The sequence below is a fragment of the Gordonia sp. HS-NH1 genome, assembly GCF_001418765.1.
In the GTDB taxonomy this organism is placed as follows: domain Bacteria; phylum Actinomycetota; class Actinomycetes; order Mycobacteriales; family Mycobacteriaceae; genus Gordonia.
In genome coordinates this window covers 64,191-78,733 of sequence record NZ_LIYC01000010.1, presented here as the reverse complement: position 1 = coordinate 78,733, position 14,543 = coordinate 64,191, and the positions used below count along the sequence as shown (strand labels likewise).

The following is a 14,543-nucleotide window of genomic DNA, read 5'->3' as shown; positions in this document are numbered from 1 at the left end:
TCACGCCGGTCAGCGCCAGCCGTGGTGTTCGCGCAGTTCGTTCGCGACGGCGTCGAACATCGGACGACCGAGGATCGCGCCCTCCCGGCGGATTCCGTCGTCGTCGACGACGAGTACCCGGTCGAGCCGCACGAAGCTCGGCCGGCCCTGAGGATCCCACGCTCCCGATCCGACGGGAAGCCAGTTGCCGTCGGATCGGTGGTCCTTGCTCGACAGCATGAGACCGAGCACGGAGTCGGGTCGTCCGGCGCGGGCGTCGCGGCCGACGACCAGCACCGGCCGGTCCTTCCCCTGGCTCGGGTCGTCTTCGTAGGCAACCCAGGTCCACACGATCTCGCCGGGATCGGCGTCCCCGTCGAGGTCGGGGGAGTAGCTGATGGTGCGGGCGAGATCGGTGGTCGGCCGGAGGTCGGGCCGGGCGTCGCGGATCGTCACTTACGCATCTCCTCGGTCTGACGGGAACAGGGGCATCAGGAAATCCCGGACCGCGTCGGCGGTGAGGGCGGCGGTCGGCTTCTTCTTCGGATTGAGGTCGTGCCCGACCTTCTCCAGTTCGACGATGTGCGTCGGCGCATCGATGAGGCCGACCGCGCGGCTCATCTCGTCGGTGGTGCCGAACGGGTCGGTACTGCCGTGGACCACGAGGGTGGGGACCGTGATCGACGGCAAGTGCTCGGTGCGCAGCCGGTCGGGTTTTCCCGGCGGATGCAGCGGATACGACGTCAGCAGCAGGCCGTCGGCCAGGTCGGCCCCGTCCTCGGCCACGGCCATCGAGGCCTGCCGGCCGCCGTAGGAATGCCCGCCGACGATCAGCGGCCCGTCGGACTCACCGCGGAACATCGCGCACGCGGCGCGGATGCCGTCGCGGTCGCCCGGTGAGGTGGACGGGCTGGGCGGCCCCTTCGGCCGGCGCCGCCGGTACGGCAGGTCGATGCGGGCCACGACGTATCCGCGGTCGCACAGCTCCTCGGCCAGCGCGCGGAGGATCACGGCGTCACGGTTGCCCCCCGCGCCGTGCGCGAGGACGAGCGTGGCCCGGGCCGGGCTGCCCGGACGGTGGACCTCGGCGGCGACGTCGTCGGTCTCGATGGTGGTGACGGTGGACGCGGACACGGCTGCCACCGTAGCGCCTCACCGCGTGTGCGCGGACTTCCCCGATCCCTGAGGAGGCCCGGAGCTTGCGGAGGGCCGTCTCGAAGGGAAACGTGGCCGGGCGCGGTGCGTCGGCGGGTCATGAGAAACTGGACCACAACCTGTATCCGCGCCCGTTTTCTACCGCAGTTCTCGTTCGAGGAGTAGTTCCCATTCCCAACTTCGCCGACACCACCTTCACCGATCCGGCACGTATCCGGAACTTCTGCATCATCGCCCACATCGACCACGGCAAGTCGACGCTGGCAGACCGGATGCTGCAGCTCACCGGCGTCGTCGAAGAGCGGCAGATGCGGGCGCAGTACCTCGATCGAATGGACATCGAGCGCGAGCGCGGCATCACCATCAAGGCGCAGAACGTCCGTCTGCCCTGGACGGTGAAGTCGGCGGAGGGCGACGAGGACTACGTCCTGCACCTCATCGACACCCCCGGGCACGTCGACTTCACCTACGAGGTGTCCCGCGCTCTGGAGGCGTGCGAGGGAGCTGTCCTGCTCGTCGACGCCGCGCAGGGCATCGAGGCCCAGACCCTCGCCAACCTGTATCTGGCGATGGAGAACGACCTCACCATCATCCCGGTGCTCAACAAGATCGACCTGCCCGCGGCCGACCCCGAGCGCTACGCGGCCGAACTCGCGCACATCGTGGGTTGCGAGCCGGAAGACGTGCTGCGTGTGTCGGGCAAGACCGGCGTCGGGGTCACCGAGCTGCTCGACGAGGTCATCCGGAAGGTGCCGGCTCCGGTGGGCGATTCCGACGCCCCGGCGCGGGCGATGATCTTCGACTCGGTGTACGACACCTATCGCGGCGTGGTCACCTACGTCCGTGTCGTCGACGGCAAGATCGTGCCGCGGGAGAAGATCCTGATGATGTCGACCGGCACCACGCATGAACTGCTGGAGGTGGGCATCGTGTCCCCGGAACCGAAGCCGACCACGGGGCTGGGTGTCGGCGAGGTCGGTTACCTGATCACGGGTGTGAAGGACGTTCGCCAGTCGAAGGTCGGTGACACCGTCACCACCGCCCGCCGGGGTGCCGAGCAGGCGCTGACGGGGTACCGCGAGCCGCGACCGATGGTCTATTCGGGGCTGTACCCGCTCGACGGGTCCGACTACCCGGTGTTGCGCGAGGCGCTCGAGAAGTTGCAGCTCAACGACGCCGCACTGACCTTCGAGCCGGAGACCTCGGTCGCGCTTGGGTTCGGCTTCCGCTGCGGCTTCCTCGGTCTGCTGCACATGGAGATCACCCGCGAGCGTCTCGAGCGCGAATTCAACCTCGACCTGATCTCGACGGCCCCAAACGTCGTCTACCGGGTGGTCATGGAAGACGGTTCGGAGCATGTGGTGACCAACCCGTCGGACTGGCCGGAAGGCAAGACCCGGCACATCTACGAACCCATCGTCAAGACCACCGTGATCGCGCCGAGCGAGTTCATCGGCGCGATCATGGAGCTGTGTCAGTCGCGTCGAGGTGAGCTCGGCGGGATGGACTACCTGTCGGAGACGCGCGTGGAACTGCGGTACACGCTGCCCATGGCCGAGATCATCTTCGACTTCTTCGACGCCTTGAAGTCGCGGACGCGTGGCTATGCCAGCCTCGACTACGAGGAGGCGGGCGAGCAGGAAGCCGATCTGGTGAAGGTCGACATCCTGCTCCAGGGCGAGGCCGTCGACGCGTTCAGTGCGATCGTCCACAAGGACGCCGCCTATGCCTACGGCAACCGGATGGCGATCAAGCTCAAGGAGCTCATCCCGCGCCAGCAGTTCGAGGTTCCGGTGCAGGCCGCCGTCGGCTCGAAGATCATTGCGCGCGAGAACATCCGAGCCATCCGCAAGGATGTGCTCGCGAAGTGCTACGGCGGCGACATCAGCCGTAAGCGCAAACTGCTCGAGAAGCAGAAAGAGGGCAAGAAGCGGATGAAGACCATCGGCCGCGTCGAGGTCCCGCAGGAGGCCTTCGTGGCCGCGCTCTCCACCGACGCGGTGGGTGACAAGCCGAAGGGGAAGTGATGGGCGACGGGCAGACCGGGAGCGGGAGACGATGACCGCAGCACAGGGCGCCAATCCGGTACTGGCGCAAAGCGGCCTGCCCTACGACCTCCCCGACTTCGCGTCGATCTCCGACGACGACTTCCTGCCGGCGTTCACCGAGGCCATGGCGTCGCATGTGGCCGAGGTGCAGGCGATCGCGGCCGATCCCGCGGCGCCCACCTTCACCAACACGATCGAAGCCCTGGAGTTGTCGGGGCGCGACCTGGCCTGCGCGTCGGGGATCTTCTTCAACCTCGTCGGACCCGACACGAACCCCAGACGCAACGCGATCTCCCAGGAGCTGTCGACGCTCCTGACCGATCACTCGAACACGATCGCAATGAATCCGGTTCTCTTCGAACGGATCTCCGACCTCCACTCGCGCGCCGACGAACTCGATCTCACCGAAGCCCAGCGCCGGCTGCTCGACAAGCGGTACCGGGAATCGGTCCGCGCCGGAGCCGGACTCGACCCCGACGCACAGGGTGAGATGCGGGAGATCGCTTCCCGCCTGGCCTATCTCACGACGACGTTCTCCCAGAAGATCCTCGACGACACCAACGACTCGGCGGTGCTCGTCGACGATGCCGCCGAACTGGACGGTCTGTCGGCCGGACAGATCGCCGCCGCCCGCCGTGCCGCCGGCGAGGCCGGGCACGACAGCGGATACCTCCTCACGCTCGAACTGCCGACGAGTCAGTCGGTGCTCACCGAAGTGACGAATGCCGATGTGCGCCGGCGGGTGTTCGACGCGTCGGTGGGGCGGTGCGCCCGAGGCAACGAACACGACACCCGGGAACTGGTCCTCGAGATCGTCCGCCTGCGGGCACGCCGAGCAGAGATGCTCGGCTACCGGGACCACGCCGAATACGTGATCGCCGAGCAGACGGCGCCGGACCCGGGGGCCGTCGACGACATGCTGCGCGAGCTCAACTCCTCGGCCATGCGTGCCGGTGGCCGCGAACTCACCCGGCTCACCGAGTTCGCGGGTGACGCGCCGATCGGCCCCGCCGATCTCACCTTCTGGCTCGATCGGGAGAAGCGGTCGCACTCGGCGGTGCCGCTCGACGACTTCGCGAACTATTGCGAACTGGACGCGGTGCTGACCAGGGGTGTCTTCTTCGCCGCGAACAAGCTGTACGGCCTCAGCTTTCGGGAGATCACCGATCTCCCGCTGTACCACCCGGATGTGCGCGCCTGGGAGGTACGCGACGACGCGGGCGTCGGTATCGGGCTCTTCCTCGGCGACTTCTTCGCCCGACCGTCGAAACGCGGCGGGGCGTGGATGAACAACATCGTCGACCAGTCGTCGGTCCTGCACACCCAGCCGATCATCGTGAACGTGCTGAACCTGACCAAACCCGATGCCGGACAACCGTGTCTGCTCACGATGGATCAGCTCACCACGCTCTTCCACGAGTTCGGGCACGCCCTGCACGGGTTGCTGTCGTCGGTCGACTACCCGTCGCAATCCGGGACGTCGGTACCGCGGGACTTCGTCGAGTTCCCGTCGCAGGTGAACGAGATGTGGGCGCTGCACCCGGACGTGCTGGCGAACTATGCCCGGCATCACGAGACCGGAGAGCCGATCCCGGCCGAGCTCGCCGATGCGGCGCGGGAGTCGGCGGGAGCCGAGTCCGCGCACGGCACCATCGAATACCTCGCCGCATCCTCGCTGGACCTGGCCTGGCACCGGTTGTCGGTGGCGGAGGCCGAGGCGGTGGCCGATGTCGAGGCCTTCGAGGCGCGGGCGCTCACCGACGCGGGCCTGCACACCGAACTGATCCCGCCGCGCTACCGGAGCTCGTACTTCAACCACATCTTCGGTGGCGGCTACTCCGCCGGCTACTACAGCTACATCTGGTCGGAGGTACTCGACGCCGAGACCGAGCAATGGTTCCTTGCCGAGGGCGGGCTGCGTCGCGAGAACGGCCGCCGGTTCGCCGACGCCACTCTCTCCCGCGGCGACAGCGTGGATCCGCTTGTCGCACATGAGGGCCTGATCGGTCGCCGGCCGCGTATCGAACCGCTGCTGCGGCGCCGGGGGCTCGCGGCCTGATCGGGTCCCGGTCATGACGACGACGCGCACCCCGCGCCGGGACCTGTCGGCGTTCGCGGTGCTGAGCATCGTGACCGCGATCGTCGTGATCGGTCTCAAACTAATCGCCTGGCGGGTCACCGGCTCGGTCGGTCTGCTCTCCGACGCGCTGGAGTCCACCGTCAACCTCGTTGCGGCGATCGGTGCGTTCGTCGCGCTGCGGGTGGCGGCGAAGCCACCGGACCGGAGCCACAACTTCGGGCACACCAAGGCGGAATACCTCTCGGCGGTGTTCGAGGGGGTGATGATCGTCGTCGCGGCGGTCGTCATCGTCGCGACGGCCGTCGACCGCCTGCTCCACCCGGAGGAACTGGACGAAGTCGGCATGGGACTGGCGATCTCGGTGGGCGCGACGGTGGTCAACGCGGTCGTCGGCTGGGTGCTCATCCGCGCCGGTCGACGTCATCGGTCGCTGACCCTCGAAGCCGACGGCCGGCATCTCATGACCGACGTGTGGACGACGGCCGGCGTGGTGGTCGGTGTGTTCCTGGTCGCCGTGACCGGCTGGCTGCCGCTCGACCCGCTGATCGCCATCGCGGTGGCTGCCAACATCCTCGTCGTGGGCGGACGGTTGGTCTGGCGATCCGGTGCGGGACTGATGGACTCGGCGCTGCCCGACGACCTGCGCGCCGCGATCGACGCCGTCCTCGCGCGTCACCGCGCCGACCGGATCGACTTCCACGACGTCCGCACGCGGGAGGCCGGCCACGAACGGTTCGTCCAGTTGCACATGCTCGTCCCCGGTGACTGGTCGGTGCAGCGCGCGCACGATCTGGCCGAGACGATCGAGGACGAACTCCGCGCCGCGGTCGACGATCTCACCGTGACCCTGCATGTCGAACCGATCAACGACCCACGCGCCTACGAGGACTGGCGGTTGGACTGAGCGCGTTTCGGCTCGTCGCGCTCAGTGATTCGCCGGCTGGAAGGTGGCCTGGTGGGCGGCTTCCTCGGCGCGGATCACATGCATCACCGCGTTGATGAGGGCGAGGTGGGTGAACGCCTGCGGGAAGTTGCCGAGGTGCTGTCCGGTCTTGGCGTCGATCTCCTCGGCGTACAGCTTGAGCGGGCTCGAGTAGGACAGCAGTCGTTCACACAGCGTCTTCGCCCGTGGCAGTTCGCCGATCTCGACGAGGGCCGACACCAGCCAGAACGAGCAGATGGTGAACGTACCCTCTTCGCCGCTGAGGCCGTCGTCGGTCTCCTCGACCCGGTAGCGGAGCACCAGTTCGTTCTCGGTGAGTTCGTCGGCGATCGCGAGAACCGTTGCGCGCACCCGGGGGTCGTCCGGCGGCAGGAATCGCAGCAGCGGGACGAGTAGTAACGAGGCATCGAGCGCGTCGTCGCCGTAACGCTGGGTGAACACCCCGCGCTCGTTGACCCCGTGCGCCAGGACGTCGGCCTTGATCTCCTCCGCGATCGCGGCCCACTCGCGCGCGTGGGCCTGCTCGCCGTGCATCGTCGCGAGGCGTGACCCGCGGTCGAGGGCGACCCAGCACATGACCTTCGAGGACGTGAAATGCTGCGGCTCCCCGCGCACCTCCCAGATGCCGCGGTCGGGATCCTTCCAGTGCTTGATCGCTTCTTCGACCTGGGCCTTCAGCACGGGCCACAACGTCTCCGGCACCGCTTCGTGCGACTTGATGTTGAGGTACACCGAGTCGAGCATCGTGCCCCAGATGTCGTGCTGTGCCTGGTTGTACGCGCCGTTGCCGATACGGACCGGCCGGGCGCCGTCGTAGCCCGAGAGATGGGTCAGCTCTTCCTCTTCCAGGGTGCGTTCGCCGCCGACGCCGTACATCACCTGCAGCGGATGACGTTCCCCGTTGGTGATGCCCGAGACATCGGCGATGAAGGAGAAGAAGTCGTCGGCCTCGCGGTCGAGACCGAGCGTGTACAGACCCCACAGGGCGAAGGTCGAGTCCCGCACCCACGCATAGCGGTAGTCCCAGTTGCGCTCGCCCTGAGGCGTTTCCGGCAGCGACGTGGTCGCGGCGGCGAGCAGCGCGCCGGTCGGGGAGTAGGTGAGTCCCTTCAGCGTGAGGGCCGAACGCTGCAGATGTGAGCGCCACGGATGATCGGGGAAGCTGCCGATGTTGATCCACTGCCGCCACGACTCGCTTGTCGCCCACATCTTCTGGGCGGCTTCCTCGAAGTTCTGCGGCGCCGGCTGCCGGGACCAGCTGAGTGCGACGAAGCGGTTGTCGCCTTCGACGAGCCGGGTACGTGCCCGCGCTTCGCGACCCTCCAGACCCAGCCGGAGGTCCGTGGTGAGTTTCAAGGTGGGCGTGTCGGCATCGGTGTCCTTGGCGGTCGCGATCGCCTCGCCGTAGGCCGGGCCCGAGTACTCCCACTTCGTCGTCCCGCGGTGGTAGTCGAAGGCGGGTTCGCAACTCATGTGCAGTTCGACGGTGCCGGACACGCAGCGCACGGTGCGCAGCAGGATGTGCTCGGCGTCCCAGTCGGTGGGCGTCCGGCGGTGCGTCTTCGAACGACGTTCGTTGTCGTGCCACGGACCCATGACCAGTGCGTCACGGACGATGATCCAACCGGTGTCGGTCTGCCAGGTGGTCTCGACCATCAGGCTGCCGGGCAGGTAGCGCCGATCCACCGGGACGTTCACGCCGTAGGGCGCCAGTCGGAAGTGGCCGGCACTACGGTCGAGGATGGCGCCGAAGACGCTCGGTGAATCGGGCCGGGGTATGCACATCCACTCGACGGAGCCGTTGCGCGCGATGAGACAGTTGGTCTCGGTGTCGGACAGGAACGCGTAGTCGCCGATCGGCGGGAAGGCGCTCGTGTGCGACGGAGCCGGAGGAGCCGCCGGGGAGACGTCGGCCGCGGTCCCGGATGCCCGCGGCGGCACGGTCGGCAGGGACGTTACGGTGGAGTCATCTGCGACAGACATGAGTTCCATCATCGCGACGGGTTCTCGCCGACGCCACTCGGCTCCCGTGAGGGAGACAGTGGCGGTGATCACGGACTCGGAGCGACGCAGACGCCGCGGACGGATATACGGCTGCCCGCGGGAACGAATGCACAGATGACGGGGTGATGAGGTGTCGGCGTTCTTCGACTGGTGGGACAGCGTGGAGGAGTGGCTCACGGGCCTGTCCTTCGTGCCCCAGTTGCTGGTGACCGTCGCCGTCGTGATCCCGGTGGCGATCCTCATCGCCTACGTGCTCAGTTTGCTGGTCGACGCCGCTGCCACGCTGGTCGACCGACGCCGCTTCGCTGACGACGACGGGACCGGATTGTGAAGAAGATACTGCGCTCGCCGGTCACCTTCGCGCTGCTGGCGCTGCTGGTCCTGGTCATCATCGCCTGGCTTGTCACGGGCTGAGCGTCATCCGCTTCGCGGCTTGTTTCTCATGCTCCCTGAGGTGCGAGCGAAGCGAGCCACGAAGGGGGTGGTGACGTGCCTCGCCCGCCCTTCGTGGCTCGTCGACCTCGACGCGCTCCTTCGTCGCTTGCTCGGCCCGGCGGCTTGCGCTCCTCGCACCTCAGGGAGCAGGGGCTGGGACCTGAGGGTCCCCTCAAGGAGCGGGGTGGTACCCAGCGGGCACCACTCGTTGATCCGCCGCCGTGCGGTAGAGCGACCCGATCGCCTCGATGACGTCCGGATGGGTGCCGAGGGGACCGGCGACGAGGGTGTCGTCGACCAGGGCGTCGAGCGCCGACTCGACCCGCTCGGTGAGCAGTCCGGCCGACAGGAAGTACGGACTCACCGCGATACGTCGGGCACCGCCGGCGCGGAGTCGGCGCACGGCCGAGACGACGGCGCGATCGTGCGGCCCCAGCTTGGTCGCGAAGACCACCTCGACCGGACGGTGGAGCCGTGTCGACAGTTCGATCGCCCGTAGGCGCACCGAACGATCGGCGGCCGGGTCGGAGGACCCGACCGCGGACAGGATCACACCGTCGTGCGGGCCGAGGCCGGCCTCGATCAGACGGTCCGCCAGTGCCCCGGCCAACGACCGGGTCCCCATGACGTCGGTCTGCCGGGCGGTCGGTCGTCGCGACGCGATGATCGACGGTAGGTCGATCTTGTGGTGGTACCCCGCCGACAGCAGCATCGGTACGACGACCGGACCGTGGTGCGTCGAATGCGCCCCGTCGAGCTGTCCGAGAACGTCGCCCACGAGTGGCTCGTCGAGGTCGAGATAGGAAAGCACCACCTCGACACCGGGCAGGCTCGACGCGACGGCGTTCCGCACACGGCGCGCGGTCGCGCCGAAGCGCGGATCGCGACTGCCGTGTGCGGCGAGGACGAGAGTCGGTGTCACACCAACTCTTTGAGATGGAGCGGCGCCAAGGCGTCGCCCACGAGGCCCGCGGCCAGCGTGTTCCCGCCCTGCGGGTCGATGACCAGGAAGCTGCCCGACTCCCGGTTGACCTGGTAGTCGTCGGCCGGGATCGGCTCGGCGGTCTGCACCGAGATCCGCACGATCTGGTTGAGCTCCACCGATTCCGGAGCCTCCACCAGGGCGAGGTTCTGCTCGTCGAACAGCGCGTCGAGGGCGCCGACGATCGCCTGGGTGGTCTTGGTGCCGTGCTTGAGGAGCAGGCGAGCGCCCGGGCGCAGCGGCTTCTCGGCGAGCCAACAGACCGTTGCGCTGAACTGCTGCAACGGTTCCGGGGCGTCAGCGGCGGCGGCGATGAGGTCGCCGCGCGAGATGTCGACGTCGTCTGCCAGCAGAATCGTGACACTGCGTCCGGTGTGCGCGGTGGGCAATTCGCCGTCGGCGGTGTCGATCTGGCTGACGGTGGTCCGCTGCCCCGACGGCAGGACGACCACCTCGTCGCCGACGGAGACCCGGCCGGCGGCGATCTGACCCGCGTAACCACGGTAGTCGGGGTGTTCCGGCGTGCGGGGACGGATGACGTACTGGACCGGGAACCGCAGGCCGACGTCGTTGCGCTCCACCAGATTGGGCACGGTCTCGAGATGCTCGATGAGTGTCGGCCCGTCGTAGAAGGCGGTGGTCTCCGAGCGGTGCGCCACGTTGTCGCCGTGCAGCGCCGACACCGGGATCGCGGTGACCTGCTCGGCGGACCAACCCAGCGACCGGGTGAGATCGGCGAATTCAGCGGAGATCTCGGCGAACACCGACGCCTGATCGGTGACGAGGTCGATCTTGTTGACCGCGAGCACCAGCTGGGGCACGCCGAGCAGTGCCATCACCGCGGCGTGGCGGCGGGTCTGGGCGACGACGCCGGTGCGGGCGTCGACGAGCAGTATCACCAGTTGCGCAGTCGACGCACCCGACACCGTGTTGCGGGTGTACTGGACGTGCCCGGGGGTGTCGGCGAGCACGAACGAGCGCGCGGGAGTTGCGAAGTAGCGGTAGGCGACATCGATGGTGATGCCCTGTTCGCGCTCGGCCCGCAGCCCGTCGACGAGCAGCGACAGGTCCGGGGTGTCGAGACCGCGGTCCACAGAAGCCTTCGTGACCGCGTCGATCTGGTCGGCCAGAACGGATTTCGTGTCGTACAGCAGGCGGCCCACGAGCGTGGACTTACCGTCGTCGACGCTGCCCGCGGTCGCGATGCGGAGGAGATCAGGAGCGTGCTTCATCAGAAATATCCTTCGCGCTTACGGTCTTCCATGGCTGCCTCGGAGACCCGGTCGTCGCCACGGGTGGCGCCACGTTCGGTCAGCCGCGACGCCGCGACCTCGGCGAGCACGGCCTCGTTGTCCGTGGCGTCGGAGAGGACCGCGCCGGTCGAGGAGCCGTCGCCGACGGTGCGGTAGCGCACCGAGAGTCGCTGCACCTCTTCGCCTTCGCGGGGACCGCCCCAGACTCCCGAGGTCATCCACATGCCGTCGCGCTGGTAGACCTCGCGCTCATGGGCGTAGTAGATCGACGGGAGGAGCACCTGCTCGCGAGCGATGTAGCGCCAGATGTCGAGCTCGGTCCAGTTCGACAGCGGGAACACCCGCACGTGCTCACCCGGGGCGTGGCGGCCGTTGTAGAGGTTCCACAGCTCGGGGCGCTGTCGCTTCGGGTCCCACTGGCCGAAGGCGTTGCGCAGCGAGAAGATCCGCTCCTTGGCGCGCGACCGCTCCTCGTCGCGCCGACCGCCGCCGAACACCGCGTCGAAACGGTTCTCGGTGATCGCGTCGAGCAGGGGGATGGTCTGCAGCGGGTTGCGGACCCCGTCGGGGCGCTCGGTGAGCCGGCCGTCCGCGAGGTAGTCCTCCACCCTGGCCACGTGCAGCCGCAGGTTGTGCCGTTCCACGACCTGGTCACGGAACTCGAGGACCTCGGGCAGGTTGTGCCCGGTGTCGACGTGCAGCAGCGAGAAGGGCAGGGGCGCAGGCCAGAACGCCTTGAGCGCGACGTGCAGGAGCACGGTGGAGTCCTTGCCGCCGGAGAACAGGATCACCGGCCGCTCGAACTCTCCCGCGACCTCGCGGAAGATGTGGATCGCCTCGGACTCCAGGGCGTCGAGTGTGGTGAACTCGTCGGCCTCCGCGGCGGCGCCGCTCGTCTGGGCAGCGGCGGCGCCGCTCGTCGCCGGAACGGACGGTGTTTCGGTCACGGTCATGCGTGCAGCCCACATTCTGTCTTGGCGCGACCGGCCCAGCGGCCGCTGCGCGGATCGGATCCGGGTTCGGGTTTGGCGGTGCACGGTGCGCACCCGATCGAGGGATATCCCTCGTCGACGAGCGGATTCACCAGCACGCCGTTGGTGTCGATGTAGTCCTGCATCGTCTCGTCGGACCAGGCCGCGATCGGGTTGATCTTTACCAGTCCGAAGCCCTCGTCGAAGGAGATGAGCGGCGCGTTGGCCCGAGTCGGTGCCTCCACACGACGGATGCCCGTGATCCACGCGTCGTACCCGGCGAGTCCGGCCTTGAGCGGCACGACTTTCCGCAGTCGGCAGCATTCGCCCGGGTCGCGGGCGAAGAGGTTGCGGCCCAACAGTTCGTCCTGCTCGGCGACGCTGTGCTCGGGGGTCAGGTTCACCATCTCCACGCCCGGTCGAGCGAAGCGAGGGGCAGAATGGTTATACACCTGCTCGACGGCGTCGCGGGTGCCGATGGTCTCGGCGAAGTGGTATCCGGTGTCGAGGAAGAGCACCTTGACCGGGTCGCCGTCGAGCAACTCACGGTCGATGTTCTTCACGGCGAGGTCGACCAGGGCCGCGTCCTGCATGTTCGACGCGACGACGAAGTTGGTGCCGAAGGTCTGCGCGGTCCAGCGGATCAATTCCTCCGGGGTGGCGTCGGAACCGAGGTCCGCAGCACCCTTCTCGGCGATGTCCCGCAGCTGGTCCTCGCTGAAGCGCCGGCCCGTACGGGTGGTGGTCTCGATGGTCATCGCAGCGCCTCCTCATCGGCACGAACGGCCCACTGCGCGAACCGTTCACCCTCTTCGCGTTGGTCGACGAAGTTGCGGACCACGCGCTCGATGTAGTCGCCCAGTTCGGTACCCAGCACCTTGTGCTGGCGCAACTTGCGACCGAAACCCGAGTCCAGGCCCAGGCTGCCGCCGAGGTGGACCTGGAAGCCGTCGGTCTGGTTGCCGTCGGCGTCCTCGACGAGCTGTCCCTTGAAGCCGATGTCGGCGATCTGCGACCGTCCGCAGGAGTTGGGGCAGCCGTTGATGTTCACCGTGATCGGCACGTCGAGCTTCGCGTTGATGTCGGCCAGCCGCTCGTCCAGTTCCGGGGCGAGGACCTGCGAGCGCTTGCGGGTCTCGGTGAACGACAGCTTGCAGAACTCGATGCCGCTGCACGCCAGCAGGTTCCGGCGCCACCGCGTGGGCCGGCCGTGCAGGCCGAGCGGCTTGAGCTCGTCGATCAGCCACTCGACCTTGTCGTCGGGGACGTCGAGGACGATCAGCTTCTGGTACGGGGTGAAGCGCACACGGTCGGAACCGGCCGCGGCGACCGCGTCGGCGGTCTTGGTCAGGATCGTGCCCGAGACGCGACCGGCGATGGGGGAGAAGCCGATCGCGTTGAGTCCGTTGCTCAGCTTCTGCACACCGATGTGGTCGATCGGACGCTCCGGCTTTTCCGGCGCCGGGCCGTCGATCAGCTTGCGCCCCAGGTATTCGTCCTCGAGCACCTGGCGGAACTTCTCGATGCCCCAGTCCTTGATGAGGAACTTCAGCCGCGCCTTGGCGCGCAGACGCCGGTACCCGTAGTCGCGGAAGATCGAGACCACGGCCTCCCAGACGTCGGGCACCTCGTCGAGCGGCACCCAGGCGCCGACGCGCTGGGCGAGCATCGGGTTGGTGGACAATCCGCCGCCGACCCAGAGGTCCAGTCCGGGGCCGTGCTCGGGATGCACGACGCCGACGAACGCGACGTCGTTGATCTCGTGGACCACGTCCTGCTGGCCCGAGATCGCGGTCTTGAACTTGCGCGGCAGGTTCGAGTACTTCGGGTCGCCGATGTAGCGGCGGACGATTTCGTCGATGGCCGGGGTAGGGTCGAGGACCTCGTCGAGGGACTCGCCGGCGAGAGGCGAACCCAGCACGACGCGGGGGCAGTCGCCGCAGGCCTCGGTGGTCTGCAGCCCCACGCCCTCGAGGCGCTCCCAGATGGTCGGGACGTCCTCGATGCGGATCCAGTGGTACTGGACGTTCTCCCGGTCGGAGAGGTCGGCGGTGTCGCGGGCGAACTCGGTGGAGATCTCACCGAGGGTGCGCAGCTGAGCAACGTTGAGCGCACCGCCGTCGCAGCGCACCCGCATCATGAAGTGGCTGTCCTCGAGGATGTCGATGTTCTCGTCGCCGGTCCAGGTGCCGTCGTAACCCTCGGCGCGCTGGGTGTAGAGACCCCACCAGCGCATCCGGCCGCGCAGGTCCTGTTTGTCGATCGAGTCGAAACCCTGCTTGGAATAGATGTTCTCGATGCGCGCACGCACGTTGAGCGGGTTGTCGTCCTTCTTGACCTGCTCGTTGGGGTTCAGCGGCTCGCGATAACCGAGCTTCCACTGACCCTCGGCGCGGCGCTTGGTCGGACGAGCCTTGCGGGCCGGGCGCGCGGGCTTCGCGGCGGCCGGCTCTGCAGCGGCAGCGTCGTTCGGTGCACCCGGACCGGAAGCGGCGGGGGCGTCGGTGGTGGACGTCATGAACTCTCCTGTGCCGGCGCACAGGGCCGGCGTTCGTTGCACGAGTTACGGGCTGAAACGTGCCGGCATCCCCAGGGAATCGGGGACAAATCGGGGCCGAGACGTCGCTAGATGCGACAGAAAGCGCTGTTGACGCGCTTGAGATCAATGTGGCGTCGAGCTGCGAGCCACACCC

Annotated in this window: 12 protein-coding genes; 4 read left to right on the top strand and 8 right to left on the bottom strand. The window is 68.0% G+C overall.

From position 1 onward, the window contains the following. Positions 1 to 9: 9 nt before the first annotated feature. Positions 10 to 435 (bottom strand): type II toxin-antitoxin system PemK/MazF family toxin, encoded by a 426-nt coding sequence (locus tag AMD30_RS09760; RefSeq protein WP_010841278.1) that lies wholly within the window; start codon positions 433 to 435, stop codon positions 10 to 12. Next, the gene (locus tag AMD30_RS09755) at positions 436 to 1,122 is read right to left on the bottom strand and encodes an alpha/beta hydrolase family protein (protein ID WP_055475491.1); all 687 of its coding nucleotides are present in this window, start codon (positions 1,120 to 1,122) and stop codon (positions 436 to 438) included. 131 nt (positions 1,123 to 1,253) lie between these two features. Between AMD30_RS09755 and lepA the strand changes: the two genes are divergently transcribed. Genes lepA through AMD30_RS09740 form a run of 3 tightly spaced genes read left to right on the top strand, consistent with a single transcriptional unit; the run spans position 1,254 to position 6,166 of the window. Beyond that, the gene (lepA, locus tag AMD30_RS09750) at positions 1,254 to 3,161 is read left to right on the top strand and encodes a translation elongation factor 4 (protein ID WP_269432775.1); all 1,908 of its coding nucleotides are present in this window, start codon (positions 1,254 to 1,256) and stop codon (positions 3,159 to 3,161) included. Positions 3,162 to 3,192: 31 nt separating this feature from the next. Continuing rightward, positions 3,193 to 5,241, top strand: a complete 2,049-nt coding sequence (locus AMD30_RS09745; RefSeq protein ID WP_055475489.1) for a M3 family metallopeptidase — start codon at positions 3,193 to 3,195, stop codon at positions 5,239 to 5,241. A gap of 13 nt (positions 5,242 to 5,254) precedes the next feature. Then, positions 5,255 to 6,166 carry a cation diffusion facilitator family transporter gene (locus AMD30_RS09740; protein ID WP_055475488.1) on the top strand — a complete coding sequence of 304 codons (912 nt, stop codon included), beginning with the start codon at positions 5,255 to 5,257 and terminating at the stop codon, positions 6,164 to 6,166. Positions 6,167 to 6,187: 21 nt separating this feature from the next. Here AMD30_RS09740 and AMD30_RS09735 read toward each other — a convergent pair whose 3' ends face one another. Further along, a complete protein-coding gene (locus AMD30_RS09735; protein ID WP_055475526.1) occupies positions 6,188 to 8,188 on the bottom strand; it encodes a glycoside hydrolase family 15 protein in 2,001 nt (666 codons plus the stop codon). Positions 8,189 to 8,339: 151 nt separating this feature from the next. On the opposite strand from AMD30_RS09735, the gene AMD30_RS09730 reads away from it, so the two are divergent. After that, positions 8,340 to 8,540, top strand: a complete 201-nt coding sequence (locus AMD30_RS09730) for a hypothetical protein (RefSeq protein ID WP_055475487.1) — start codon at positions 8,340 to 8,342, stop codon at positions 8,538 to 8,540. Positions 8,541 to 8,816: 276 nt separating this feature from the next. On the opposite strand, the gene AMD30_RS09725 is transcribed toward AMD30_RS09730, so the two are convergent. From AMD30_RS09725 to AMD30_RS09705, 5 genes are read right to left on the bottom strand one after another with little or no spacing between them, the layout of a single operon-like run. Continuing rightward, positions 8,817 to 9,566, bottom strand: a complete 750-nt coding sequence (locus AMD30_RS09725) for a sirohydrochlorin chelatase (RefSeq protein ID WP_055475486.1) — start codon at positions 9,564 to 9,566, stop codon at positions 8,817 to 8,819. After that, positions 9,563 to 10,858: a sulfate adenylyltransferase subunit 1 gene (locus AMD30_RS09720; RefSeq protein WP_055475485.1), complete on the bottom strand. Its 1,296-nt coding sequence runs from the start codon at positions 10,856 to 10,858 to the stop codon at positions 9,563 to 9,565. Before AMD30_RS09720 ends, AMD30_RS09725 begins: the two co-directional genes overlap by 4 nt. Continuing rightward, positions 10,858 to 11,847, bottom strand: coding sequence for a sulfate adenylyltransferase subunit CysD (gene cysD / locus AMD30_RS09715; RefSeq protein ID WP_189340120.1), 990 nt, complete (start codon positions 11,845 to 11,847; stop codon positions 10,858 to 10,860). Before cysD ends, AMD30_RS09720 begins: the two co-directional genes overlap by 1 nt. Continuing rightward, entirely contained in the window at positions 11,829 to 12,608 is a 780-nt protein-coding gene (locus AMD30_RS09710) for a phosphoadenylyl-sulfate reductase (RefSeq protein WP_055475483.1), read from the bottom strand. Before AMD30_RS09710 ends, cysD begins: the two co-directional genes overlap by 19 nt. After that, positions 12,605 to 14,368 (bottom strand): nitrite/sulfite reductase, encoded by a 1,764-nt coding sequence (locus tag AMD30_RS09705; protein ID WP_055475482.1) that lies wholly within the window; start codon positions 14,366 to 14,368, stop codon positions 12,605 to 12,607. Before AMD30_RS09705 ends, AMD30_RS09710 begins: the two co-directional genes overlap by 4 nt. Positions 14,369 to 14,543: the final 175 nt, after the last annotated feature.

Coding starts and splice junctions, on each gene's coding strand:
- AMD30_RS09735 (WP_055475526.1), bottom strand. CDS start 8,188: ATGTCTGTCGCAGATGACTCCACCGTAACGTCCCTGCCGACCGTGCCG.
- AMD30_RS09705 (WP_055475482.1), bottom strand. CDS start 14,368: ATGACGTCCACCACCGACGCCCCCGCCGCTTCCGGTCCGGGTGCACCG.
- AMD30_RS09720 (WP_055475485.1), bottom strand. CDS start 10,858: ATGAAGCACGCTCCTGATCTCCTCCGCATCGCGACCGCGGGCAGCGTC.
- cysD (WP_189340120.1), bottom strand. CDS start 11,847: ATGTGGGCTGCACGCATGACCGTGACCGAAACACCGTCCGTTCCGGCG.
- AMD30_RS09745 (WP_055475489.1), top strand. CDS start 3,193: ATGACCGCAGCACAGGGCGCCAATCCGGTACTGGCGCAAAGCGGCCTG.
- AMD30_RS09740 (WP_055475488.1), top strand. CDS start 5,255: ATGACGACGACGCGCACCCCGCGCCGGGACCTGTCGGCGTTCGCGGTG.
- AMD30_RS09710 (WP_055475483.1), bottom strand. CDS start 12,608: ATGACCATCGAGACCACCACCCGTACGGGCCGGCGCTTCAGCGAGGAC.